We start from the raw sequence: 24,465 nt of genomic DNA on the forward strand, positions 1-24,465 counted from the left end.
AGGAATCACGTTAACAGAAAAAGAGTGCCTGTAAAAATAACAGGGCACTCTTTTTTGATAGATTAATTTCGAATCAAGTGATCAAAGGCACCTAGTGATGCAGTTGCACCTGATCCCATTGAAATGATAATTTGTTTGTAAGCACTGTTTGTACAGTCTCCTGCTGCAAATACACCAGGGATACTTGTTGTACCACGTTCATCAACAACAATTTCACCAAATTTATTTAATTCAACGGTGTCTTGTAACCATTCTGTATTAGGTACGAGACCGATTTGAATGAAGACGCCAGCAAGTGCGATACTTTTCTCTTCTTCTGTTTCACGATCAACATATTTAAGGCCTTCAACTTTGTCAGAACCGTAAATTTCAGAAGTTCTAGCGTTTGTAAGAACTGTCACATTAGATAAACTATGTAATCTCTCTTGTAAGACTTTGTCAGCTTTCAATTCTGGTGCAAATTCAATCAGTGTGACATGTTTAACAATTCCTGCTAAGTCAATCGCAGCTTCTACTCCTGAGTTTCCGCCACCAACAACGGCAACATCTTTTCCTTCAAAGATAGGACCATCACAGTGTGGACAGTATGCTACACCTTTGTTTTTGAACTCTGCTTCACCAGGAACATTGATATTACGCCAACGTGCACCTGTTGAAAGGACGATTGTTTTACTTTTCAGTGTCGCACCGTTTTCTAATTCAAGTTCAAAAAGATCCTTCTTCTGAAGAGATTTAGCACGCATAGAGTTCATAATATCCACATTATAATCGCGTACGTGTTCTTCCATATTCGCTACTAGCTTTGGACCTTCTGTATATTTCGTTGTGATGAAGTTTTCGATACCAAGTGTATCTTGTACTTGACCACCAAAACGTTCGGCAACGATACCAGTTCGGATACCTTTACGTGCAGCATAGATCGCAGCACTTGAACCAGCAGGACCGCCACCAACAACTAGTACATCATAAGGATCTTTTTCGTTTAGTTCAGAAATATCCGCTGTGCTTCCTAATGCTTCTAAAATACTTTCGATAGTTTGACGACCATCAAGGAATTGCTCGCCGTTTAAGTAAACAGAAGGGACAGCAAGAATATCTTTACTATCTACCTCTTCTTTAAAAGCAGATCCTTCGACCATTGTGTGTGTAATATTAGGGTTGACAACACTCATAATATTTAAAGCTTGTACAACATCCGGACATTTTTGACATGATAAGCTGACATATGTTTCGAAGTTTAGTGGACCTTCTAGTTTTTTGATTTGTTCAATAACAGCATCTTCTACTTTAGGTGCACGTCCACTTACTTGTAATAATGCTAGTATTAGAGAAGTAAACTCATGACCAAGTGGAACACCAGCGAAAGTAACGCCAGTGTCCTCACCAACACGATTAATGCTAAAGCTTGGTGTACGGTCAAAAGATCCATTCTCTACTGTAATTCGGTTAGACATACTTGCGATTTCTTTCACAAGTTCATCTACTTCTTTTGAAACATTGTCAGATCCAACACTTACTTTAATAACAATGTCGCTTTCTAACAGTTTCAAATATTCATTAAGTTGAGATTTGATTTCTTGATCAAGCATTTTGACCCTCTTTTCTTATATTTTCCCTACTAAATCGATGCTTGGCTTAAGTGTTTCTCCGCCTTCTTCCCATTTTGCTGGGCAAACTTCGCCTGGGTTGTTACGTACGTATTGAGCAGCCTTGATTTTGCTAATTAGTGTACTAGCGTCACGGCCAATACCTTCTGCGTTAATTTCTGCTGCTTGGATGATACCATCTGGATCGATGATGAATGTTCCACGGTCAGCTAAACCTTCCTCTTCGCGAAGTACATCGAAGTTTTGAGAGATAACGTGTGAAGGGTCACCAATCATTGTGTATTCGATTTTTCCAATAGCGTCAGAGCTTTCATGCCATGCTTTGTGAGTGAAGTGAGTATCTGTAGAAACAGAGTAAACTTCAACACCTAATTTTTGTAATTCAGCATATTGATTTTGTAAATCTTCTAATTCTGTTGGGCATACGAATGTGAAATCAGCAGGGTAGAAGCAAACAATGCTCCATTGACCTTTTAAATTTTCTTCTGTTAGATCTAAGAATTCTCCTTGGCGGAATGCAGATGCTTGAAATGGTAATACTTCTTTTCCGATTAATGACATAATGATTGTCCTCCTTGAATTTTTCTTTTTTTGGATACTTTCTCTATAAATAGTATCCATTACTTTATACACATTATTATAAAGTATATTTTATTACAAGTGAAATCCAAATGAGATAATTCATAAAATTGTAAAAATATACGCTTTTTATGTAAGTGTGTAAGCTGTAGACGCTTGTTATATCAACTTATCCACGCTTTAAAAAGAAAAAACATAGATGTGAAATGAATCACAAAATAATATTTTATTGGCTGATAAGATGAAGGCAAATAGTGTGGAGAAAGGGTGCACAATAAATGAAAAAGGTTCAAAAATTACAATTGCCATTACAAACATTAAGTCTTGTCGTTGGTTTTATGGTTTGGGTATTGCTTTCATCTTTAATGAGTTTTATTAAACAAGATATTAGTCTGACGGCAGGACAAATTTCTTTTGTTACTGCAATACCTGTTATTTTAGGGTCTATTTTGCGTATTCCACTAGGCTTTTATACGAATCGTTTTGGTGCAAGAGGATTATTTGTATTAAGTTTAATTTTTCTTGTATTGCCTGTTGGTTATCTTGGTATGGCAAAAAACTTCATAGATTTAATTATTTCAGGATTGTTCTTAGGTATTGGTGGAGCAGTATTCTCTGTTGGTGTTACGTCATTACCTAAGTATTATCCGAAAGAAAAGCATGGATTTGTGAACGGGATATATGGTGTAGGGAATATCGGTACAGCCATTACGTCATTTGGTGCACCGATTATTGCTGGTATGTTCGGTTGGCGAGTAGCTGTATGGACGTTTATTATCCCATTAGTATTATTTGCGTTACTGAATTTTCTATTAGGTGACCGTCATGAACCGAGAGTGGAGACATCATTAAAACAACAAGTTCTCGGTGTCTATCGAAATAATAAGTTATGGTTTTTAAGTATTTTTTACTTTTTAACGTTCGGTGCTTTTGTTGCACTCACTGTCTATTTGCCAAATTTTCTTGTATCAGAATTTCAATTATCAGAGGTGGATGCAGGGCTGAGAACGGCAGGCTTCATTGCGTTATGTACGGCATTGAGACCTGTTGGTGGTTGGTTAGGTGATAAGTTGAATCCTTTTAAAGTATTAATGGTAGTCTTTGGAGGTCTGACTGTTTCTGGAGTATTATTATCTTTCTCACCAACCATTACACTATACACAATTGGCAGTTTGTCTGTAGCGGTTTTCGCTGGAATTGGTAATGGTACTATTTTTAAACTTGTTCCGTTATATTTCACGAAGCAAGCAGGGATTGTGAATGGTATTGTCGCAGCAATGGGTGGATTAGGTGGATTTTTTCCGCCAATCATTTTGACCTTTGTGTTTGACCTCAGTGGACACTATGCGATAGGTTTTATGGCATTATCCCAATTTGCATTAGCAAGCTTAATTATTATTATCTGGATGTATTATACAGATAAATTGAATTTATCCAATTATATTGTAAACAATGCAGGTCAAGGAATTTTAGTTACTGATGAAAAAGGAAAAATCACAAAAATTAATCGTGCCTTTCAACAAATTACTGGTTACAGTGAGGAAGAAGTACTTGGTCAGAACCCTAACATCTTAAGTTCAGGAAAGCAGGAACAACATTTTTACACAGAAATGTGGAATCAATTGCAAGAAAAAGAAATATGGCAAGGGAAAATAACGAATAAACGAAAAACCGGTGAACTATACACACAATGGCTCTCCATCAGTGTGCTAAAAGATGGTGGAGAAAACATAACCAATTATGTCGGTGTATTTAGTGAATTGCATAAATAATCAAAAGCCGCAAGCTCCTTCATAAAGAGCTTGTGGCTTCTTTTATTCATTATCTTACCCGGGGGAGTCCAGCGATTTTACTGATGAAAAGAACAAGCATTCCAATCAAAAGTGTTAGCAAAACTCTTTACTAAGAAAAGCGCCATTGAAAACATCTTCATAAATTCTTCACTATATCATTCTGAAAATGTGTATATTTTTGCTATAATGAAATAATGGATATAGAATCTTCATTATTGGAGGATTTGATAGTGTATAATATCGATGAATGGAAACATATCTTCAAGTTAGATCCTGCTAAAGAGATCGCGGAAGAAATGATAGATAAAGTGTGCGAATCAGGAACAGATGCTATTATAATCGGTGGAACTGATAATATCACATTAGATGGTGTGCTGCGCTTGTTAAGCAGTATTCGCCATCATGATATACCGGTTATTTTAGAAATATCAACAATAGAATCTGTCACGCCAGGTTATGATTATTACTTCGTGCCGATGGTGTTAAACAGTCAAGATAAAAAATGGATGATGGACATCCAACATCAAGCAGTTACCGAATATGGCGATGTGATTAACTGGAATGAAATGTTTGCAGAAGGCTATTGCATTATGAATGAACATTCAAAAGTATTTAAGCATGCTAATTGCAAGCTGCCGACGGATGAAGAAGCAATTGGGTATGCAAGAATGGCAGAGCACTTATTAAGGTTACCTTTTTTCTACTTAGAATATAGTGGGACATATGGTGATGTATCACTCGTACAATCGATTAGTGAAGAACTAGATAACACGAAGTTAATATATGGTGGCGGTATTGAGACGAAAGAACAAGCAGCTGAAGTGAGTGCTTTTGCTGACATTATTGTGGTCGGAAATGCTTTATATGACAATCCGAAAGAAGCATTACTAACGGTACAAGCAACAAAATAAAAGGACGGTGTTAAGATGAGTCGGATGATGCACGACTTATTAAAAGGATTAAATAAGGAACAACGAGAAGCAGTACAGCATACAGAAGGACCGTTATTAATTATGGCTGGAGCAGGTAGTGGGAAGACTCGTGTACTTACCCACCGTATTGCTTATTTATTAGACGAAAAAGACGTTTCCCCGGGAAGTATTTTGGCGATTACGTTTACTAATAAAGCGGCACGTGAAATGAAAGAAAGAATTGCTGGGCTAGTCGGTTCATATGGCGAAAATATGTGGGTATCTACCTTCCACTCGATGTGTGTACGTATTTTGCGAAGAGATATTGATCGAATTGGTTACAGTCGAAACTTCTCTATTTTAGATAGTAGTGATCAGCTTACTGTTATTAAAAATATCGTGAAAGATAAAAACATTGATGCTAAAAAATTTGAGCCGAGAGCGATTCTTGGAACGATCAGTAGTGCGAAAAACGAATTAGTCACTCCTGAGAAATATGCCGAGTCTGTTAATGATTTTTATGCTCGTCAAGTTTCAGAGGTGTATACGGAATATCAGCGCCGTCTTCGTAAAAACCAAGCATTAGATTTTGATGATTTAATTATGCAGACGATTCATTTATTTAAACGTGTACCAGAGATTTTAGAATATTATCAACGCCGTTTTCAATATATTCATGTCGATGAGTATCAAGATACGAACCATGCCCAATACTCATTAGTCAAACAATTGGCAGCACGTTTTCAAAATCTTTGTGTTGTAGGGGACTCTGACCAGTCTATCTATGCATGGCGTGGTGCAGATATATCGAATATCCTTTCTTTTGAGAAAGATTATCCATCTGCTCGTGTCGTGTTGTTGGAGCAAAATTACCGATCGACTAAGTCAATTTTACAAGCTGCCAACCAAGTAATTGAAAACAATGCTGGTAGAAAACCGAAAAATCTTTGGACAGAGAATCAAAATGGTAATAAGATTCGTTATTTTCAAGCATCGACAGAACGTGAAGAAGGCTTATTTGTAGCAGAGCGAATTGAAGAGTTGATTAGAGGAAACCATTATAAACATAAAGATATCGCAATCCTTTATCGAACAAATGCCCAATCACGTGCGATTGAGGAAACATTTATGAAAGCAAATATTCCTTATCAAATGGTCGGCGGTACAAAGTTCTACGACCGTAAGGAAATTAAAGATTTGCTTGCCTATTTACGTTTAATTGTGAATCCAGATGATGACATTAGTTTTGCTCGAGTAGTCAATGTGCCGAAACGTGGTATTGGAAAAACGTCGATGGATAAGTTAGAGGCTTATGCTGCGGCAAACGATATTTCTTTTTATACAGCTGTACAAGAAGTAGATTTTATCGGTGTTAGTGCCAAGGCTGCCAAGTCTTTAATGGAATTTGGTCAAATGATTAAAAATTGGGAGCAACAACAAGAGTTCTTATCTGCAACAGATATGGTTGCAGAAGTAATTGAAAAAACAGGTTATGAAGAAATGCTTCATAATGAACGTAGCATTGAAGCAGAGACGCGTTTAGAAAATATTGAAGAATTTAAGACCGTTACAAAGCATTTTGAAGAAACAAATGATGATAAAACATTAGTTAACTTTTTAACAGACCTAGCGTTAGTTTCAGATATTGACCGTATGGATGATGATCCTACAGCAGATGATAGTGTAACAATGATGACATTACATGCGGCAAAAGGTTTAGAGTTTCCTGTCGTATTTCTCATTGGTATGGAGGAGAGTGTGTTTCCTCATAGCCGTTCATTAATGGATGAGGAACAGATGCAGGAAGAACGCCGCCTTGCTTATGTTGGTATCACAAGAGCTGAAGAAATGTTACATGTTTCACATGCGAAAATGCGTACACTATTTGGGCGAACAAATATGAACCCTATCAGTCGCTTTATTGATGAGATTCCGGCAGATTTAATCGAAGGGAAAGAAAGTATGCAAGAATCTACCTTTGGTTCATCATTTGGTCGTGGACGCATGTCTATTAATGACCAGGACTTACCTTTTGAAAAGAAACAACCTGAAAAACCGAAGCGTAAGCCTGTGCGCAATGTGAATCAAACTACTGGCGGAGAAAAAGAAGCGTGGAATGTAGGCGACAAAGCAAATCATAAAAAATGGGGACAAGGAACAGTTGTGAAAGTAGAAGGTTCTGGTGATGCAATGGAATTAGATATTGCCTTCCCAGCACCAACCGGCATTAAACGACTGCTTGCTAAGTTTGCCCCAATTACGAAAGCGTAAATAGGAGGTGCTCATATGACAGAACAAGAAGCACGCCAACGGTTACAGGAATTAAGAGAAGAATTAACAACATATAATTATCAATACCATGTATTAGATAATCCGACTGTTTCGGATGCAGAATATGACGAAAAAATGAAGGAATTAAAAGCAATTGAAGCTGAATTTCCTGCGATGATCACACCGGATTCACCATCGCAACGTGTAGGTGCAGAACCACTAGAACAATTTGAAAAAGTGACACATCGTGTGCCAATGTTAAGTTTAAGCAACGCTTTTAATGAAGGAGATTTACGCGACTTTGACCGTCGTGTGCGTGAAGGTTTAGGAACAGATGATGTCACATATGTGTGTGAATTAAAGATTGATGGTCTGGCGATCTCATTACGATATGAGGATGGTTTATTTGTCCAAGGAGCAACACGTGGAGATGGAACGACTGGTGAGGATATTACGAACAATCTAAAAACGATTAGAAGTATTCCGCTTAGTATTAAAGACCATTCAGCTATTGAAGTACGTGGAGAAGCATATATGCCACAAAAAGCATTTGTTTCTTTAAATGAAGCACGCGAGAAAAAAGAGGAAGAACCGTTCGCTAATCCAAGAAATGCAGCTGCAGGGTCATTAAGACAGCTTGATCCGAGGATAGCCGCAGAACGTCAATTGGATATTTTCCTTTATGCAGTAGGAGAGTGGGAGTCCGGTGAGCTAGAAACACATAGTGATAGACTTACATACCTCAAGGAATTAGGTTATAAAACAAATCCAGAATGGCGAAAATGTCATGGTATAGACGAAGTGCTACAATATGTAGAACGATGGGTCGAAAAGCGTGCAGCATTATCTTATGACATCGATGGTATTGTTATTAAGGTCGATAATCTAGAAGCGCAAGAAGAACTAGGGTTTACGGCGAAAAGTCCACGCTGGGCCATTGCTTATAAGTTTCCAGCAGAAGAAGCAGTAACGAAATTAATTGATATTGAATTAAGTATTGGAAGAACCGGTGTGATTACACCAACGGCGATACTAGAGCCTGTAAAGGTAGCTGGAACGACTGTACAGCGAGCTTCTCTTCATAATGAAGACTTGATTCAAGAAAAAGATATTCGGATTGGTGACACGGTTGTGATTAAGAAAGCTGGAGACATCATTCCGGAAGTTGTGCGAGTAGTTATGGATATGCGAACAGAAGAGCAGGAACCTTTTGCCATGCCAGAAAGATGTCCGTCCTGTGCTGATGAACTTGTCCGCTTAGAAGACGAAGTTGCTTTACGTTGTATTAATCCAAATTGTCCAGCACAGTTACAAGAAGGATTGATTCATTTCGTATCAAGGCTTGCGATGAATATTGATGGATTGGGAGAAAAAGTTGTCGAACAACTATTCCAAGCGGAATATATTCATACGATTGCAGACCTTTACCGCTTAGAACGTGATGAATTGTTAAAGCTTGAACGCATGGGTGAAAAGTCAGTCGATAATTTATTAAAAGCAATTGAACAGTCTAAAGAAAACTCATTAGAACGACTGTTGTTTGGTCTAGGTATTCGGTATGTCGGTTCAAAAGCGGCTAAAACATTAGCAGAGCATTTTGAAACGATTGACCGTTTGCAAGAGGCAAGTTTTGATGAATTAGTAGCGGTAGACGAAATCGGTGATAAAATGGCTGACTCCATCGTGCAATACTTTGAAGATGAGAAGGTCCGTCATCTAATTGCCGAGTTGAAAGAGTTAGGCTTAAATCTTGCCTATACAGGTCCTAAACGAAGTGAAGCACAAGCTGATGACAGTGTGTTTGCAGGTAAAACGGTTGTATTAACAGGAAAATTATCTATTTACACGAGACAAGAAGCGAAACAACATATCGAAGCGCTAGGTGGTAAAGTAACAGGTAGTGTAAGTAAGAAAACAGACCTGTTAATTGCTGGTGAAGATGCTGGATCTAAATTAGAGAAAGCAGAGAAGCTAGAAGTAGAAGTTTGGGATGAAGCAAAACTACAAACAGTGTTAGAGGGGGAAGCATAATGAAAAAAATGATAGCTGTCCTCTTCCTATTCGTTTTGTTAGTCGGATGTGCACCAGATTTCGGTGAGCGAGATGAGGCGGTCATTGATGAAAGTATCGATGAATCAATGCCAGAAACAGCGATCGTACCAAAATATAATTTAAGAGAAGACAATTACCGTGTGTTAATTGATTCTAACTTAAGTAAAGCTAGAGGAGTTATTACGAATCAAGTGGCAAATCGTTTGGATATTGATGAATTGGAGGAAGGACTGCGCAGGCATTCGATGGAAGTATATGATCCTGACACGTACTATTTTCAAGAAGGTCAATATTTAACAGATGATATACTATATAGTTGGTTAGATCGTTATGACGAAGATTCCAATCCAGAAGGTTTAAACCCTGAGGCAGATGAATCGAAAGAAGACGATGAAAGAAAAGAAGAAGAGGAAGATAATCCTAAATACTTGTCACATATTTTAGAGCAGAATTATTTGCAAAGAACGGAAAATGATTCGGTTGAGTTAGCAGGAATCTCGATTGGGATTGCAATGAAATCTGTTTATCGTTTCCAAACAGAAATTGGTGGACCGTATTATTATCAAGATATCTCTGAAAAAGAAATGATGAATGAGGCGAATGAGATTGCTGAAAAAGTAGTGGAACGAATTCGCCAAATGGAAGGATTAGAAAATGTACCGATTATGTTATCGGTCTTTCGTGAAGAATCTCAAAGTTCATTAGTTCCAGGTAATTTTGTAGCAAAAACAAATATTGCTGGTGATAGTAGTACGGTTGGTAATTGGCAAGATATTAACGAAGAAAATGTGCTATTTCCGTCAAGTTACGGTCAAGACACCTATCCTGACGTTTGGGCGACTCTAGTCGATTTTGAATCAGACATTGGTTCTTACTTCCCGAACTATGTCAGTGCTATTGGTAAAGGATTCTTCCAAAATGGTGAACTTAGAAAGTTAACGGTTGAAATTCCTGTCTCCTTCTATGGAAAGGCTGAGTTAATCGGTTTTACCCAGTATGTATATGGCCTCGTCCTGGCAGGATTCCCTAGTGATTATGAGCTAGAGGTGAATATAACATCTGGTGAGAAGCAAGAAGCATTAATTGTGAGGGATGCTGGAGCAGAAGAAGGATTTGTTCATATCTACAATTAAACCTATTCAAAAGAGTTTTGCAATGATAGGATTAATGGTAAAATAAACGGTATGAATTTTACTAATATATATTACTCAGCTTTCGTAGCGAACGTGTAGTAGCTGACTATGATAGCTGCGAAGGTTGAGTTCATTAGTATTTAATATACATGGAGGTGAATCAACATGGCAGAAATCTCAAAAGAACAAGTAAAGCATGTTGCTAATCTAGCACGTCTATCATTGACAGATGAAGAAGTAGAAACATTTACACAGCAACTAGGAGATATCATCAACTATGCAGAGCTTTTAAATGAATTAGATACAGGCGATGTGAAACCAACAACACACGTATTAGATTTGAAGAATGTTATGCGTAAAGATGAGCCAAAAGAGTGGATTAAGAAAGAAGATGCATTGAAGAATGCACCAGACGAGCAAGATGGGCAGTTCCGTGTACCATCAATTCTTGAATAAGGAGGGTTTCTTTTGTCACTTTTTGATTATACATTAAAAGAATTGCAAGAAAAGCTACATAACAAAGAGATAACAGTTAGTGAGCTTGTTGAAGCTTCATACGATCGTATTAACGAAGTAGATGGAGAAGTGAAAGCATTCTTAACATTGAACGAAGAAGAAGCGAAGAAACAAGCAAAAGAATTAGACGAAAAATTAAGCGATGACGCATCTATTTTATATGGTATGCCGATTGGGATTAAAGATAATATCGTAACGAAAGGATTGCGCACAACTGCTGCGAGTCAAATCCTTGATAACCTAAACGATCCATTATATGATGCAACGGTTGTCCAAAAATTGAATGCAGAAAATGCGATTAATATCGGGAAATTAAACATGGATGAGTTTGCGATGGGTTCTTCCAATGAAAACTCTAGCTACGAAAATACACGTAATCCATGGAATACAGATTATGTACCAGGTGGATCAAGTGGTGGTTCAGCAGCTGCTGTAGCAGCAGGAGAGGTTCTTTTCTCGTTAGGATCTGATACAGGTGGTTCTATTCGTCAACCAGCGGCATTTTGTGGTGTAGTTGGTATGAAGCCTACATATGGTTTAGTATCTCGCTTCGGTCTTATTGCCTTCGCATCATCATTAGACCAAATCGGACCAATTACTAGAACAGTAGAAGACAATGCATACTTACTACAAGCGATTGTAGGACATGACAATATGGATTCTACTTCTGCTAACGTAGAAATCCCTAATTATAGTGATGCATTGAAACAAGATGTGAAAGGACTACGCATTGCCGTACCGAAAGAGTATTTACAAGAAGGGGTAGACCCGGAAGTAAAAGAAGCAGTTCTTTCTGCATTAAAACAATATGAAGAATTAGGTGCGACATGGGAAGAAGTTTCCTTGCCACACTCTAAATACGCAGTTGCCGCTTATTACTTACTTGCAGCATCTGAAGCAAGTGCAAACTTAGCACGTTTCGATGGTGTGCGTTATGGTAAACGTACAGAGAAAAAAGTGGACATGGTAGATATGTTCAAAGAATCTCGTGCAGAAGGATTCGGTGATGAAGTAAAACGTCGTATTATGCTTGGTACATTTGCTTTAAGCTCAGGTTATTACGATGCTTACTACAAAAAAGCGCAAAAAGTACGTACATTAATTAAAAATGACTTCGAAAAAATCTTCGCTGACTTTGATGTCGTAGTTGGACCTACTACACCTACACCAGCATATAAAATCGGAGAAAAAATCGATGATCCATTAACAATGTATACAGATGACGTATTAACAACACCAGTGAACCTTGCTGGCCTTCCAGGCATGTCTATTCCATGTGGATTCTCTAGTGCTGGATTACCAATCGGTTTACAAATCATTGCTCGTCCTTTTGATGAAGCAACTATTTATCGTACAGCATATGCTTACGAACAAGCTACCGATCACCATAAAAAACGTCCTAACCTAGGAGGTGACAAATAATGTCTAACTTTGAAACAATTATTGGTCTAGAAGTACACGTTGAACTTAAAACAGCATCGAAAATTTTTAGTCCAGCACCTAACGCATTCGGTTCTGAACCGAATAGCAACATAAACCCAATTGATTTAGGGTATCCAGGTGTGTTACCTGTATTGAATGAAGAAGCAGTTAACTATGCAATGAAAGCCGCAATGGCACTAAACTGTGAAATTGCCACAGATACGAAATTTGACCGTAAAAACTATTTCTATCCTGATAATCCGAAAGCTTATCAAATCTCGCAGTTTGATCAACCAATCGGTGAAAATGGCTGGATTGAAATTGAAGTAAATGGTGAGAAGAAACGAATCGGTATTACTCGCCTTCACTTAGAAGAAGATGCAGGAAAACTAACGCACGGTGAGTATGGCTATTCCTACGTGGATTATAACCGTCAAGGTACACCACTAGTAGAGATCGTATCAGAGCCAGACATTCGTACACCAGAAGAAGCTTATGCTTATTTAGAAAAATTAAAAAATATCATTCAATATACAGGGGTATCAGACTGTAAGATGGAAGAAGGATCGCTTCGTTGTGATGCCAACATTTCTATCCGTCCAGTCGGGCAAGAAGCATTCGGTACAAAAGCTGAATTGAAAAACTTAAACTCTTTCTCTTTTGTGCAAAAAGGATTGGAATTTGAAGAAAAACGCCAACGTGATGTACTACTAAATGGTGGTGAAATTCTTCAAGAAACACGTCGTTACGATGAGCAAACAAAAGAAACGATTCTAATGCGTGTTAAAGAAGGATCTGACGACTATCGTTATTTCCCTGAACCAGACCTTGTTCCACTTTATATTGATAATGAGTGGAAAGAACGTATCCGTGCAGAGATTCCTGAATTACCAGATGCTCGCCAGAAACGTTACGTAAAAGAATTAGACTTACCAGCTTATGATGCTGGTGTCTTAACAAGTACAATTGAAATGTCTGATTTCTTTGAAGAAGCAATTGAAGCTGGTGCAGATGCAAAACAAGCATCTAACTGGCTAATGGGTGAAGTGTCCGCTTATATGAATAAGCAACAAGTTGAAATCCAAGACTTAAAAATGACACCTGCTGCTCTAGCGAAAATGATTAAACTTATTGAAGATGGAACTATTTCTTCTAAGATGGCGAAAAAAGTCTTCGCAGAGCTTGTTGAAAATGGTGGAGAACCGGAAAAAATCGTTAAGGAAAAAGGACTTGTCCAAATTTCTGATGAAGGTCAATTACGTGAGATCATTACTGGAATCCTTGATGCGAATGAACAGTCAATCATCGATTACAAGGACGGAAAAGATAGAGCACTTGGTTTCCTAGTAGGTCAAACAATGAAAGCAACAAAAGGACAAGCAAACCCACCAATGGTAAATAAAATTATCTTGGAAGAAATCAATAAACGATAATAATGAAAAAGGGGCTGTGCCAAGCTAATGGTACAGTCCTTTCTTCACGAGATAATTAGTTCTGTTCCTGAGAGGCATCATGGTGTAAACGTCTGTAAAGCCTCTCACTTTATCTTGCGAGAATCTTGCCGAAAGCGAAAAGTATCTCGTGAATAGTGATTATTTTTCATCAAAACATTTGCAATTTTTACTAAAACGATTATGATGAAAGATAGAAGTTACGTTAAGAGGAGAATGACTATGAAACGTGCACGCATTATCTATAATCCAACTTCGGGTCGTGAGGCATTTAGAAAAGAATTGCCAGAGGTATTGAGGCGTTTTGAGGAAGCAGGATATGAGACATCTGCCCATGCAACAACATGTAAAGGTGATGCGACAAAGGCTGCAAAAATCGCAGTAGAACGACAATATGATGTAGTTATTGCTGCCGGTGGAGATGGTACGATTAACGAAGTAATACAGGGCATTGCCGAACAAGAATATCGTCCGCAGCTTGCTATTATTCCAGTAGGTACGACGAATGACTTTGCTAGAGCACTCAGTATTCCACGCGAAATTCAGAAGGCTGTCGATGTTATTTTACAGCATAAGATCCGTAAGCTAGATATTGGTAAAGTAAATGATCAGTATTTCATGAATATTGCTGGAGGCGGGAAGCTTACAGAGTTAACGTATGAAGTGCCAAGTAAGCTAAAAACAATGCTCGGTCAGCTTGCTTATTATTTAAAAGGAATCGAAATGCTTCCATCTTTAAAGCCGACAAAAGTACAAATAGAATATGATGGAAACTGGTTTGAAGATGAAATTATGCTTTTCTTAGTATCTAACACAAACTCTGTCGGTGGATTCGAAAAGATTGCTCCAGAGGCAAGAATGGATGATGGGTACTTTGATTTACTCATATTAAGAAAAACAAATTTAGCGGAATTTGTCCGAATTACTTCAGCGGCGACAAAAGGTGCTCATTTAGTAGATAAAAATATTTTTTACACAAGAGCAAACCGCATTAAAGTTCATACAGAAGAAAAAATGCAGTTGAATATAGATGGAGAATATGGTGGGCTTTTACCAGGAGAATTTGAAAATCTCCATCAACATATCGAATTTTTTGTTTCAGATAAATTTTTAGATAAGCAATTAAAAATCGAGTAGTTAAAAAGGTACATTCTATTGCGGAGTGTGCCTTTATTTTTCGCGGTGCAAACGTCCGTAATACCCCACTTCAAGGTTCGAGTGAAAACAAAGAAGCGAAGATGGGGGATAAACGGACGCTAACACCCTGATAAGTTTCGCTAACAATCAGTGGGAGTCAAAATCTTCCGCTGATTGAAGTCTCACTTTATGGGAAATGCTTGCCTGTTTTAGCGATATTGCTCGAATTATTTCCCAGGAAATGATCTGTTTAGACACGGAATTTTCTATTTGTCGCAACGTGTGATAAAATTTGGACAGAATAGATGTCGGTAGCTAAAATAAGACATGATAAGAAAAAAGGACGTTGATAATATGACAAAAACAGCCCCGCCTGTACAAAAGAATCAAACAATAGAACTTACATTTGAAGATATTACTCATGAAGGTGACGGAGTAGGAAAGATTGACGGCTATCCACTTTTTGTACCATATGGTTTGCCTGGAGAGAAGGCCGAGGTAAAAGTAGTAAAGGTTAAAAAGAATTTTGGTTTTGGTCGCCTTATTAAAGTGACAGAGGAAAGTGAACACCGAGTGACTCCACCGTGTGATGTATTTTACCAATGTGGTGGGTGCCAATTACAGCATATGAGTTATGAGATGCAAATGGATATGAAACGAAATCAAGTACAAAATGCTTTGAAGAAAATTGGTCATATTGATCAAGTGCCTGTTCATCCGACAATTGGAATGGATGATCCATGGCGTTATCGTAACAAAGTGCAAATTCCTGTCCAATCAAAAGACGGAAAATTAATTACTGGTTTTTACCGTAAAAGAAGTCATGAAATCATCGATGACATGGACCATTGTATCATTACAGATGAAGTGAACGATCGAATGGTAGAAGCGGTTCGAGCAAACGCTGACCGTTTAGGAATCCCTGCATATGATGAAAAGAATCATCGTGGTATCTTGCGTCATATTATGGTACGTTCTGGCCAAGCAACGAATCAAACAATGATTGTATTAGTAACTCGAAAAGAGAAAGTACATGGTTTAGACCAACTAATCAAAGAAATAACAGAAGCGAATCCACATGTGAAATCGATTGTGCAAAATATTAACCCTGACCGTACCAATGTTATTTTAGGGAAGAAAACAAAAGTACTATGGGGTGAAAAATATATTTATGATTTGATTGGTGATATTAAATTTGCTATTTCAGCAAAATCCTTCTACCAAGTAAACCCACCACAAACGAAGAAATTATATGATAAAGCATTAGAGTATGCGAACCTTTCAGGAAATGAAACAGTGATTGATGCATACTGTGGTATAGGAACTATCTCTCTATTCCTAGCACAAAAAGCCAAAAAAGTGTACGGTGTTGAAGTAGTGCCAGAAGCAATTAGTGATGCAAAAGAAAATGCAAAACTAAACAATATTGATAACACAGAATTTTTCGTCGGACAAGCAGAAAAAGTCATGCCATGGTGGCAAGCACAAGGTCTCGATCCAGATGTGATCGTTGTCGACCCACCAAGAAAAGGCTGTGACGAAGCATTACTTCAAGCAATGCTTGAAATGAAACCAAAGCGAATTGTCTATGTATCCTGTAACCCATCAACATTAGCACGAGACTTACGTGTTTTAGAAGATGGAGGGTATGAAACAAAAGAAGTGCAGCCTGTTGATATGTTTCCGCAAACAAATCACATTGAGGCGGTCGTGAGGTTGGAATTGAAAGTGTCTAACTAAAATAAACTCTTGCTAATCCCACCACCAATTCTGTAATAATAAACATTTGCTTTTTCAATACAAAATCCAAAATTCTCTCGGGTTTTCCTCAACAGGAGCCCGAGTTTTTTATGCATTTTTCGATATCTTCTCAATACCTTTATACCCCTCTATCCATTACCATTACTGGGTTTATCCAATATACCACTCAATATAATATCAATACTTATCTAATATTTTTCTCTTTTTTCTTCAACTCTTCTTTCTCCAATTCTTATTTCCATTATTTCGCAAGTCTTTATTCCAACTCCGAAAAAAAGGTGAAAAAACGAGTGGAAAACAAGCGGAAAAACGGTCATTTTTGAACCGGAAATCCTTCAAAATGGGGGTTTCCGTAGCAAAACTTTATTTTAACTCGAACGGTGGAATGCGGGTTGGAGGGGCGTAAAAAAATTGATGTTTATTTTAATTTCACATAGTAGAGAAAAGAGATTGAGTTTGGTTTGTAATATTTCATACAAAGGTGGAATAAGAGAGGGAAGAGGAGTAAGAACGTATTTTATTTCTCACTGTCCTATGGTCCATCCTCAAGTGGTAATGAGACGGCTAGTAACGAAACAGTATGTAGTTCAATATGTGTTCAATCATCATCCAATAGGATTTTAATCATAAGTCAATATTAAACGGGTTGGATCCAATAATAATTCAGTTCGTTACTTTTTGTTCAATATCCCTCTAATCCCTTGCCAATAATGAGCTCAGGCGGTGTCCAACCCCTTTTCAATTGTTTTCCTCACAATATAAATCCAACGGATTTTCAATCTCTGTTCAGTGTGTTTCCTAACTGTTACACCATCCTCAAATCGTTACATTTCCTCTTTAATATTCCCTTTTCTACTCTCCAATATGGAAGAACTTATTTACAATGGCAGAATATTCTATACAATCCAGTACAGAAAAAAGAGGGGAAAAACGGGTGTTTTGGGGAAGAACTAAGTTCCATTGCCATAAGGGAGAAAAGAGAGCGTGGAGTCAATAGGGGTAAGGGGTGGAAGGGGATTTGGGAGATACCAACTAAGTTCCAAAGGTATAGTATGATAAGCATTAAAGAATTGTTTTGGAGCCACTGTGGGTATTTATATAATTAAAAAATGATGATATTGCAATAAAAGGATTAGAAAACCAAAATAGACGAGTTGTGCATAAATACTAGCATATTCAAGGCTTATTAATTACTTTGTTAGAGTCCCCGTGACTTGGAAAAGGTAAAATACTTAAATTATAAATTTGAAATGTAAGGTTGACATTACATTTCGAATTGTATATTATAATAATATGTAATGTACACGTTACATTTTGGGAAGGATGTAATTTATGAAACACGGGGTAAGAAATTCAGTCAAAGTATTTAGAAAGGAAAAAGGCTTTACGCAGGATCAATTAGCTGAAATGATCTCTGTTACAAGACAAACGATTATAGCTATTGAAAAACAACGCTACGAACCATCTATTGGCACTGCTATTAAATTAGCAACTGTTCTAAACTGTTCACTTGAAAAACTATTTTGGATTGAAGGAGAGGAATAATATGAACGTATCGTATCGAACAGCCTTTATTTTGCGTATGGGGATTCCATTGTTTTTATTTATTAGTTATTTTTTTGTTTCACACTCTAAAATCACTTTAATTATTGCTATTTTAGCAACTATTCAAGTCATTGCATTTGGTCGTGATATTCATAAAAAAGCTAGATGGAATAAAATCAATCTTCAGCATGATCAACGCACAAGATATAATGCTTTATTTTCAGGAAATCTAATCTATTGGTTTATCATTATCGCCTTATTGATTGGCACCTTGTTAATTCAAAACTCCATCATTTCAATATCCTACACAAAGCTAATTGGCTACCTAATTTTAATTAGTATCATTTTAAAATGGATGATACGAGATTATCTAAATCACCAAGTAGAATCTGAGGATTAAACATGAGGAAGGCCTATTTTATAGAATTAGAGAAATACAGAATCTTATGATATGAAGTAGTTAGTAAGAGGAGGAAGCAGGTAAAATGTTACATATATTAAAACAGGAATTTATTGATGCGTTTAAAAGTGTACGATCTATTCTTATTCTATTTTTTATCACATTCACTTCGTACCAATCAGCCACATTCATTGATAATAATCCTAGCTTTATTAATGAATTTATGGAAAGTGGTGGTGAAGAAGGGTCTGTATATACAGCGGCAATTGCATTAATTGTTCTGGTGTTTGGTTTTTTATTTGTTTTTGCAACATCTCATGATTTGATTAACAAGGAGATTGAGTTGAAAACGATGCGATTGCTTGTGACAAAAGTGTCAAGACTGGAAATCATGCTAGGAAAGTTTTTAGGAACGTTGCTGGAGGGGCGTAAAAAAATTGATGTTTATTTTAATTTCACAGAAAGTGTCTAACTAAAATAAACATTCCCCAGTAAAAGTAGACCTGGATTTCGGTAAAATAAACAATTCCGATTTTCGGGTCTTTTTCACGTGTAGCCCTTGTCCTTACTGGATTTTCTCGATATCCTCTTCCTTCTTTCATCAGAAATCTTTATTTTAACTCGAACGGTGGAATGTAGGGTAGAAGGGTCTTATTCAGGAGATGTTTATTATTGTTTTACAGAAATAAATAATAGCTTAGGCCCGGAAATCGCAACATTTGCGATTTCCGGGTTTTCTGTAGGTTCGTCTCCTGTCTGGATATTTTCGTTTCTTTTACATTAAATGACATTTGGGGAGGGGTATAAATTAACTCTAATTGTAGAATAGGTCTCGGAGTAGGATGTGCTTATTTTGTTTAAACATGTTCCGATACAATTAAAAGTAGTATATTATTCTAACTTTGAAAACTAATATGAAAAAAATAAAAAAGTTTAAGCCAAAATAGCATCTCATTTGTCTAATAAGTGTAAGTTCAAAAGAAAGGGTGAATGACTATAAAACGGTTAGTAAAAAAAGCGCAAAAAGGAAGCGATAAGGCTTTTTTAAAACTTTTTCAACAATTCGAAGAGGACATCTATCGAATTGCTTATGTTTATGTGAAGAATAAAGATGATGCCTTAGATGTTGTTCAAGAGGTAGCGTATCAATCTTTTAAGAAAATTGATACGCTGAAGAAGCCTGAGTATTTCAAAACTTGGTTAATGAAGATTACGATGAATTGTGCAATTAATGTAATCAGAAATAATAAAAGGGTAGTTCCTCTACATTCTGGATTTGATGTGCTGCCTGGTAGGGAAGATGAAAATCTTATACTTTCTCTATCTTTACAGGAACTAATGGAAAGTTTACAAGACGACGAAAAAAGTGTGATTCTATTAAGGTTTTATCAAGATCATACAATAAAAGAAATTTCTGAGGTATTAGATATTCCGCTTGGTACAGCGAAATCAATACTATATAGAGCTTTACATAAACTTCGTAAAAATTATAAGGAGGCGGGGAATGATGAATAATGACCTAAAACAGGCATTGATTAATATAGAAATACCAGATGAACTCCATGAGAGAAGTAAAAACGGTGTGAAAAGTGCAAAGGCAGAAATGGAAGGAAAAATAAAACGGTATGTACGGAAACGTCTCATAGCCGGAGCTATAGCAGTATCTTTGTTCATTCCAACGGGAGCTTTTGCTTATCAAACACTTCTCGCTGATGACTTTTATGGTTCATTTGAGAATTTACAAAAACATATGGCTGTTATCACAATGGAGGGTTATATGCTTTTGGATGCTAAATTAACACAAGCTAAAGGCGAGCTAGGGAAAGAAGAATATACTGATTTTAAAGAACTACTAAATGTCATTACAACCTCGAAGTTAGAGTATGGTAATAAACATGGATACATTGATTACTCTCAAATACCTGGTGAACAGCAAACAAAACTAGAAGAAGTTTTGTTTGAGATTCAGCCATATTTCGATAAATTAAATGGCCAAGAATCAAGTGAAAAAGTTTTAACGAATTCGGAATATGAGGAATATATAAGTGCTTTAATGACGCACGAACAAATAATGGCACAAAGTGGAATTACAAACTCCTCTGAAATGGATAAGGTGCCAGAACAATTACAAGAGGAATTTACTAAAGCTAAGAATATACTTATGTATGTTAATGATAAACAGATAAGTAACAACTAATTCTCTTTTATTGTAGAAGTGTTAGAAATTTGTGATAACCTATAGGTTATCACAAATTTATCAAGTTGTAAGTTTATTAACCCCTATACTGGATGAAGGAGAATAGGATAATGGAAATTATCACATTTGGTGAAAAAGAAGAAGGTAAAGAATATATATTGAGGCCTGCTGTTTATTGTTTGATGTTCAATAGTCAGAAAGATAAGATAGCGATTATACAAACAGACGATGGTAAGCATTTTCTTCCAGGTGGTGGAATAGAGGATAATGAAACACACAAAGAATGTTTAAAAAGAGAAGCTCTTGAAGAAATGGGAATGGAAATTGAGATAAGTCAATTTGTTGGATGTGCTCGGAGATACTTTTATTCTATAAATGAGTACAAATATTATCTTAATGAGGGTTACTTTTATTTATGTGAAAAGGGTAAAAAATTAAGTGAGCCAATAGAAGAAGACCATTTTTAAAAATGGATGGAACCATATCAAGCAATAGAATGTTTATTTCATGAATATCAAGGCTGGGCGGTGAATGAGATAATAAAACGATAGGATGTTATTGAATATAATTAGTTCACTTTTTCAATGAAAATATCAATATTTTTTTATTATAGCTTGATAACAATTGCTTTGGTGGTTTTTAGTTAAATATTGATAGGAACGGATAAGCATTCTAATGTTAGCGCTATTAATGCCTATCCTATTTGGCTTAGTCAACTGATATATCTGTTACAGCTTAAATACTTTTGCAACAGTGATGGAGGAGAACAAATAACAACCACTTTAACCTTCCTTCTTATTCCTTTGACATTACTCAATAACAGAAAAAATCATTGGCGTGTGTACCAAGATAATAACTTGTATATCAAATTTAATTATGTGGTGTTCTATTATATAATAAAGATACAAGTAATGATTATTTGGTTGCACGTTGCAATAGAATACTTGAGAAGGGTGAATGGGGGGACAGAACTGCATATGCTCATCTTAATTTGTGGTATTGGCACTATCATAGGTAGTTTTATAGTCAGAACTTCTGGTCAGGGCAATATTAACAGAGTAGCTGGTTATAGAACGAAAAGGTCAATGAAGAACGAAACTTTGTGGAATCTAGGACAAGTATATTACTCTAAGTTATCTGTGTGGGTAGGAGCTATAAATATTGCGATTGGCGCAGTTTTACTGTTTTTCCCCTATGAAAACGAGTACTATCGATTTATTGAGTTACTTTGGGTAATCGTTTCCTTAGTCTTGATTTACATTCTTACTGAAGGAAGACTAAAGAGAAAAGAGCAAGAAATGATTAAGCAATGAGACCTGCTACAGTGTAGATCATTTTTTCTCTTTCGATGATAAACCTTAAGAATAAAGTTTTAACAACCTATTTTAAAGAGGAGATAGACAGTGGATGGGTGCGTTTCCAAGTAAAGAAAAACGAAATTTGATTGTACTGCAAACTATTAAAAGTCATTTTGCATCGAACAAAATATACTCAGAAAAGCAGGTGAATGGAATACAGGATAAAAAAATAAGGTGGGGAATACATGATGAATGTTGAATTAACGAGATTTAGAGTTAAAAAAGGTAAATCTAAATTGGTAGATGAATGGATGAAGTTTTTAAACGATAATATGCAAGATGTCCTGCTAACATTAGAAGATGAAAGGATGTATGTAGAAACTATTTTTAGAGAAACTCTGGATGGTGAGGAGTATTTATATTGGTATTCCGTTCAAGGTGATGGTGGTCAAGAAGTTGAAGAATCCAATCACTGGGTTGATAAAAAGCATGTAGAGTTTTGGGAGCAATGTATAGATTCTACGTTTAGCCCTGTTGACCTATCTACGGAAGTTGTTATGATTCCGGAAAAAATGAGGGAAGTCATGAACAAAAAGGATACATAGATGCGAAACAACATAGATTAATTAGTTTAGTTCAAGGAATTAGTTGAAAACGGAGCCTTTGATTCGCTTTAAGCCTAAACTAATATTACTTTTGTATGCAGTGTCAACTCCTCTCACAGTGAAACAATCGATAGGTTAGAATTGAAATAAATGATAGAGAAGCCCCGGTTTTCGCAACATTTGCGATCTTCGGTTTTTTTGTCTATCTTTTGCTTCAATTCATTTCGTATTATTTCCAAATTTATAGTTATAAAAGCTTCAATCATAATATGTTAAAAGATAGATAATGACGCAGTTACCTTGATTTTGATACAATAGAGCCTTGTATAAAGAAACATTTAAGGAGCTTTTAAAATGAAACCAACTAGATTAACTCAAATAATTCTCGTAATAATTGGACTGGTAGGATTGGCTATTCTTGCTTATTTTTATTGGCAAGGGGACGATAAAGAGGATACGGGAAATGATACGAAAGAAAAACACGAGACAGTGGAGCATTCTCAATATTCTGGAGTAGATATTATTACCGATACATTGGAAGAAGAGACGTTTTACAAAGCGATACATTATCCAAAATTTAAGGAACAGTCTTTGAATGACGCGATTGGTAAGTATGTGTCGGAAATCGAACAAAGCTTTCAGGAGGAGCTAGATAAACAAGATATCGAAAGTTTACAAGAACACCCTGCCCAGCTTTATGTAACATTTGATATCTATCCTGTAACGGATGAAGTGTACTCTATTGTGTTTGAGGAAGAAGGTTATTTTGGAGGTGCTAACCCTCGTTTACATAACAAAGTGTTTATCGTTGATTTAGAAACGAATCGATTGATAAAACAAACAGAGATTATTCAGAATACGAAGGAAAACAAAGAAGAGCTGCACAATCTATTATTTAACGGATTTAAGGACTCAGAACAATATAGCCCTTTTTTAAATGAAGACTATTTAAAAGCTTGGATTCAACAAGAAAATAATGAGTTTTCGAATATGTATTTAACAAATCAATCAGTTGTGTTTGCATTCGATAAATACGAAGTGACTGCAGGAGCAGCTGGTATGCCAGAAATTGAATTACCGTTTGAACAGGTTCGCGAGATTCTTTCTGACGAGTGGCTAGAACGATTGAATGAACAAGATAAAACCGATAGTGATGAATCAACAGAACCAAACAGTGAGAAAAATGAAGAGAAATCAAAAGAAGAACCTAAAAACGATGTATCTGAAAATAAAAAACGAGTGGCTCTTACCTTTGATGATGGGCCGCATCCAACAAACACGACGAAAATTTTGGAGTTATTAAAGGAATACGATGCCAAAGCAACATTTTTCATGTTAGGTAACAGAGTTGACTTTTACCCAACTATCGCAAAAGAAGTAGCAGAAAATGGTCATGAGATAGGAAATCACACATGGAGTCATAAAGATTTGACGACCCTTGATTCAGAAACTATAAAACAAGAAATCGATGATACGAGTGAAATCATTTTCGAAGCGACAGGACAAAAGCCTACTGTTTTGCGACCACCATATGGCGCGACGAATAAACAAGTCGAAGCGGCGACAGATTTACCATTAACCCTTTGGACGATTGATACATTGGATTGGAAGTCTCATGATCCAGAGGCGATATTGAAAGAAGTTAAAGAAAATGTCCAAGATGGTTCGATTATTCTTATGCATGATATACATGAGACGACAGTCGAAGCAGTCGAGCCTGTCTTAACGTATCTAGCAGAAAATGACTACGAGTTTGTAACAGTTTCTGAACTTTCTTAATACATCAG

At 36.5% G+C, this 24,465-nt stretch carries 22 protein-coding genes; 20 read left to right on the top strand and 2 right to left on the bottom strand.

Going from position 1 to position 24,465, the window contains the following annotated elements:
* Positions 1-62: 62 nt before the first annotated feature.
* A complete protein-coding gene (gene ahpF / locus SH601_RS12530) occupies positions 63-1,589 on the bottom strand; it encodes an alkyl hydroperoxide reductase subunit F (RefSeq protein ID WP_319958663.1) in 1,527 nt (508 codons plus the stop codon).
* A gap of 15 nt (positions 1,590-1,604) precedes the next feature.
* Positions 1,605-2,168, bottom strand: a complete 564-nt coding sequence (gene ahpC, locus SH601_RS12535) for an alkyl hydroperoxide reductase subunit C (RefSeq protein WP_319958664.1) — start codon at positions 2,166-2,168, stop codon at positions 1,605-1,607.
* 296 nt (positions 2,169-2,464) lie between these two features.
* Between ahpC and SH601_RS12540 the strand changes: the two genes are divergently transcribed.
* From SH601_RS12540 to SH601_RS12630, 20 genes are all read left to right on the top strand, one after another.
* A complete protein-coding gene (locus SH601_RS12540; protein ID WP_319958665.1) occupies positions 2,465-3,958 on the top strand; it encodes a nitrate/nitrite transporter in 1,494 nt (497 codons plus the stop codon).
* A 251-nt stretch (positions 3,959-4,209) separates the two neighbouring features.
* Positions 4,210-4,890, top strand: a complete 681-nt coding sequence (gene pcrB, locus SH601_RS12545; RefSeq protein ID WP_319958666.1) for a heptaprenylglyceryl phosphate synthase — start codon at positions 4,210-4,212, stop codon at positions 4,888-4,890.
* Between the two features lie 15 nt (positions 4,891-4,905).
* Positions 4,906-7,161 (top strand): DNA helicase PcrA, encoded by a 2,256-nt coding sequence (gene pcrA / locus SH601_RS12550; RefSeq protein WP_319958667.1) that lies wholly within the window; start codon positions 4,906-4,908, stop codon positions 7,159-7,161.
* Positions 7,162-7,176: 15 nt separating this feature from the next.
* The gene (ligA, locus tag SH601_RS12555; protein ID WP_319958668.1) at positions 7,177-9,192 is read left to right on the top strand and encodes an NAD-dependent DNA ligase LigA; all 2,016 of its coding nucleotides are present in this window, start codon (positions 7,177-7,179) and stop codon (positions 9,190-9,192) included.
* A complete protein-coding gene (locus tag SH601_RS12560) occupies positions 9,192-10,346 on the top strand; it encodes a CamS family sex pheromone protein (RefSeq protein WP_319958669.1) in 1,155 nt (384 codons plus the stop codon). The genes ligA and SH601_RS12560 overlap by 1 nt, the downstream gene beginning before the upstream one ends.
* A gap of 165 nt (positions 10,347-10,511) precedes the next feature.
* A complete protein-coding gene (gene gatC / locus SH601_RS12565) occupies positions 10,512-10,802 on the top strand; it encodes an Asp-tRNA(Asn)/Glu-tRNA(Gln) amidotransferase subunit GatC (protein ID WP_319958670.1) in 291 nt (96 codons plus the stop codon).
* 12 nt (positions 10,803-10,814) lie between these two features.
* Positions 10,815-12,284, top strand: coding sequence for an Asp-tRNA(Asn)/Glu-tRNA(Gln) amidotransferase subunit GatA (gene gatA / locus SH601_RS12570; protein WP_319958671.1), 1,470 nt, complete (start codon positions 10,815-10,817; stop codon positions 12,282-12,284).
* Positions 12,284-13,717, top strand: a complete 1,434-nt coding sequence (gene gatB / locus SH601_RS12575) for an Asp-tRNA(Asn)/Glu-tRNA(Gln) amidotransferase subunit GatB (protein ID WP_319958672.1) — start codon at positions 12,284-12,286, stop codon at positions 13,715-13,717. Before gatA ends, gatB begins: the two co-directional genes overlap by 1 nt.
* Before the next feature lie 240 nt (positions 13,718-13,957).
* Positions 13,958-14,872 carry a diacylglycerol kinase gene (locus tag SH601_RS12580; RefSeq protein ID WP_319958673.1) on the top strand — a complete coding sequence of 305 codons (915 nt, stop codon included), beginning with the start codon at positions 13,958-13,960 and terminating at the stop codon, positions 14,870-14,872.
* 354 nt (positions 14,873-15,226) lie between these two features.
* Positions 15,227-16,612, top strand: coding sequence for a 23S rRNA (uracil(1939)-C(5))-methyltransferase RlmD (gene rlmD, locus SH601_RS12585; protein WP_319958674.1), 1,386 nt, complete (start codon positions 15,227-15,229; stop codon positions 16,610-16,612).
* 1,353 nt (positions 16,613-17,965) lie between these two features.
* Positions 17,966-18,178, top strand: coding sequence for a helix-turn-helix transcriptional regulator (locus SH601_RS12590; RefSeq protein ID WP_319958675.1), 213 nt, complete (start codon positions 17,966-17,968; stop codon positions 18,176-18,178).
* A gap of 1 nt (position 18,179) precedes the next feature.
* Entirely contained in the window at positions 18,180-18,578 is a 399-nt protein-coding gene (locus SH601_RS12595; RefSeq protein ID WP_319958676.1) for a hypothetical protein, read from the top strand.
* Positions 18,579-18,663: 85 nt separating this feature from the next.
* Positions 18,664-19,050, top strand: coding sequence for an ABC transporter permease (locus SH601_RS12600; RefSeq protein ID WP_319958677.1), 387 nt, complete (start codon positions 18,664-18,666; stop codon positions 19,048-19,050).
* A gap of 518 nt (positions 19,051-19,568) precedes the next feature.
* Entirely contained in the window at positions 19,569-20,093 is a 525-nt protein-coding gene (locus SH601_RS12605) for a sigma-70 family RNA polymerase sigma factor (protein ID WP_319958678.1), read from the top strand.
* Positions 20,083-20,775, top strand: coding sequence for a DUF3600 domain-containing protein (locus SH601_RS12610; protein WP_319958679.1), 693 nt, complete (start codon positions 20,083-20,085; stop codon positions 20,773-20,775). The genes SH601_RS12605 and SH601_RS12610 overlap by 11 nt, the downstream gene beginning before the upstream one ends.
* Positions 20,776-20,885: 110 nt before the next feature.
* The gene (locus SH601_RS12615; RefSeq protein WP_319958680.1) at positions 20,886-21,242 is read left to right on the top strand and encodes an NUDIX domain-containing protein; all 357 of its coding nucleotides are present in this window, start codon (positions 20,886-20,888) and stop codon (positions 21,240-21,242) included.
* A 183-nt stretch (positions 21,243-21,425) separates the two neighbouring features.
* Positions 21,426-22,088 carry an SdpI family protein gene (locus SH601_RS12620; protein WP_319958681.1) on the top strand — a complete coding sequence of 221 codons (663 nt, stop codon included), beginning with the start codon at positions 21,426-21,428 and terminating at the stop codon, positions 22,086-22,088.
* Positions 22,089-22,182: 94 nt separating this feature from the next.
* The gene (locus tag SH601_RS17650; protein ID WP_413775123.1) at positions 22,183-22,332 is read left to right on the top strand and encodes a DUF2087 domain-containing protein; all 150 of its coding nucleotides are present in this window, start codon (positions 22,183-22,185) and stop codon (positions 22,330-22,332) included.
* Positions 22,322-22,678: a DUF6176 family protein gene (locus SH601_RS12625; protein ID WP_319958769.1), complete on the top strand. Its 357-nt coding sequence runs from the start codon at positions 22,322-22,324 to the stop codon at positions 22,676-22,678. Before SH601_RS17650 ends, SH601_RS12625 begins: the two co-directional genes overlap by 11 nt.
* A gap of 354 nt (positions 22,679-23,032) precedes the next feature.
* Complete coding sequence (locus SH601_RS12630) at positions 23,033-24,457, top strand: polysaccharide deacetylase family protein (protein WP_319958682.1); 1,425 nt, start codon at positions 23,033-23,035, stop codon at positions 24,455-24,457.
* Positions 24,458-24,465 lie beyond the last annotated feature (8 nt).

The organism is Gracilibacillus pellucidus, assembly GCF_033949965.1.
Taxonomy (GTDB): Bacteria; Bacillota; Bacilli; order Bacillales; family Amphibacillaceae; genus Gracilibacillus; species Gracilibacillus pellucidus.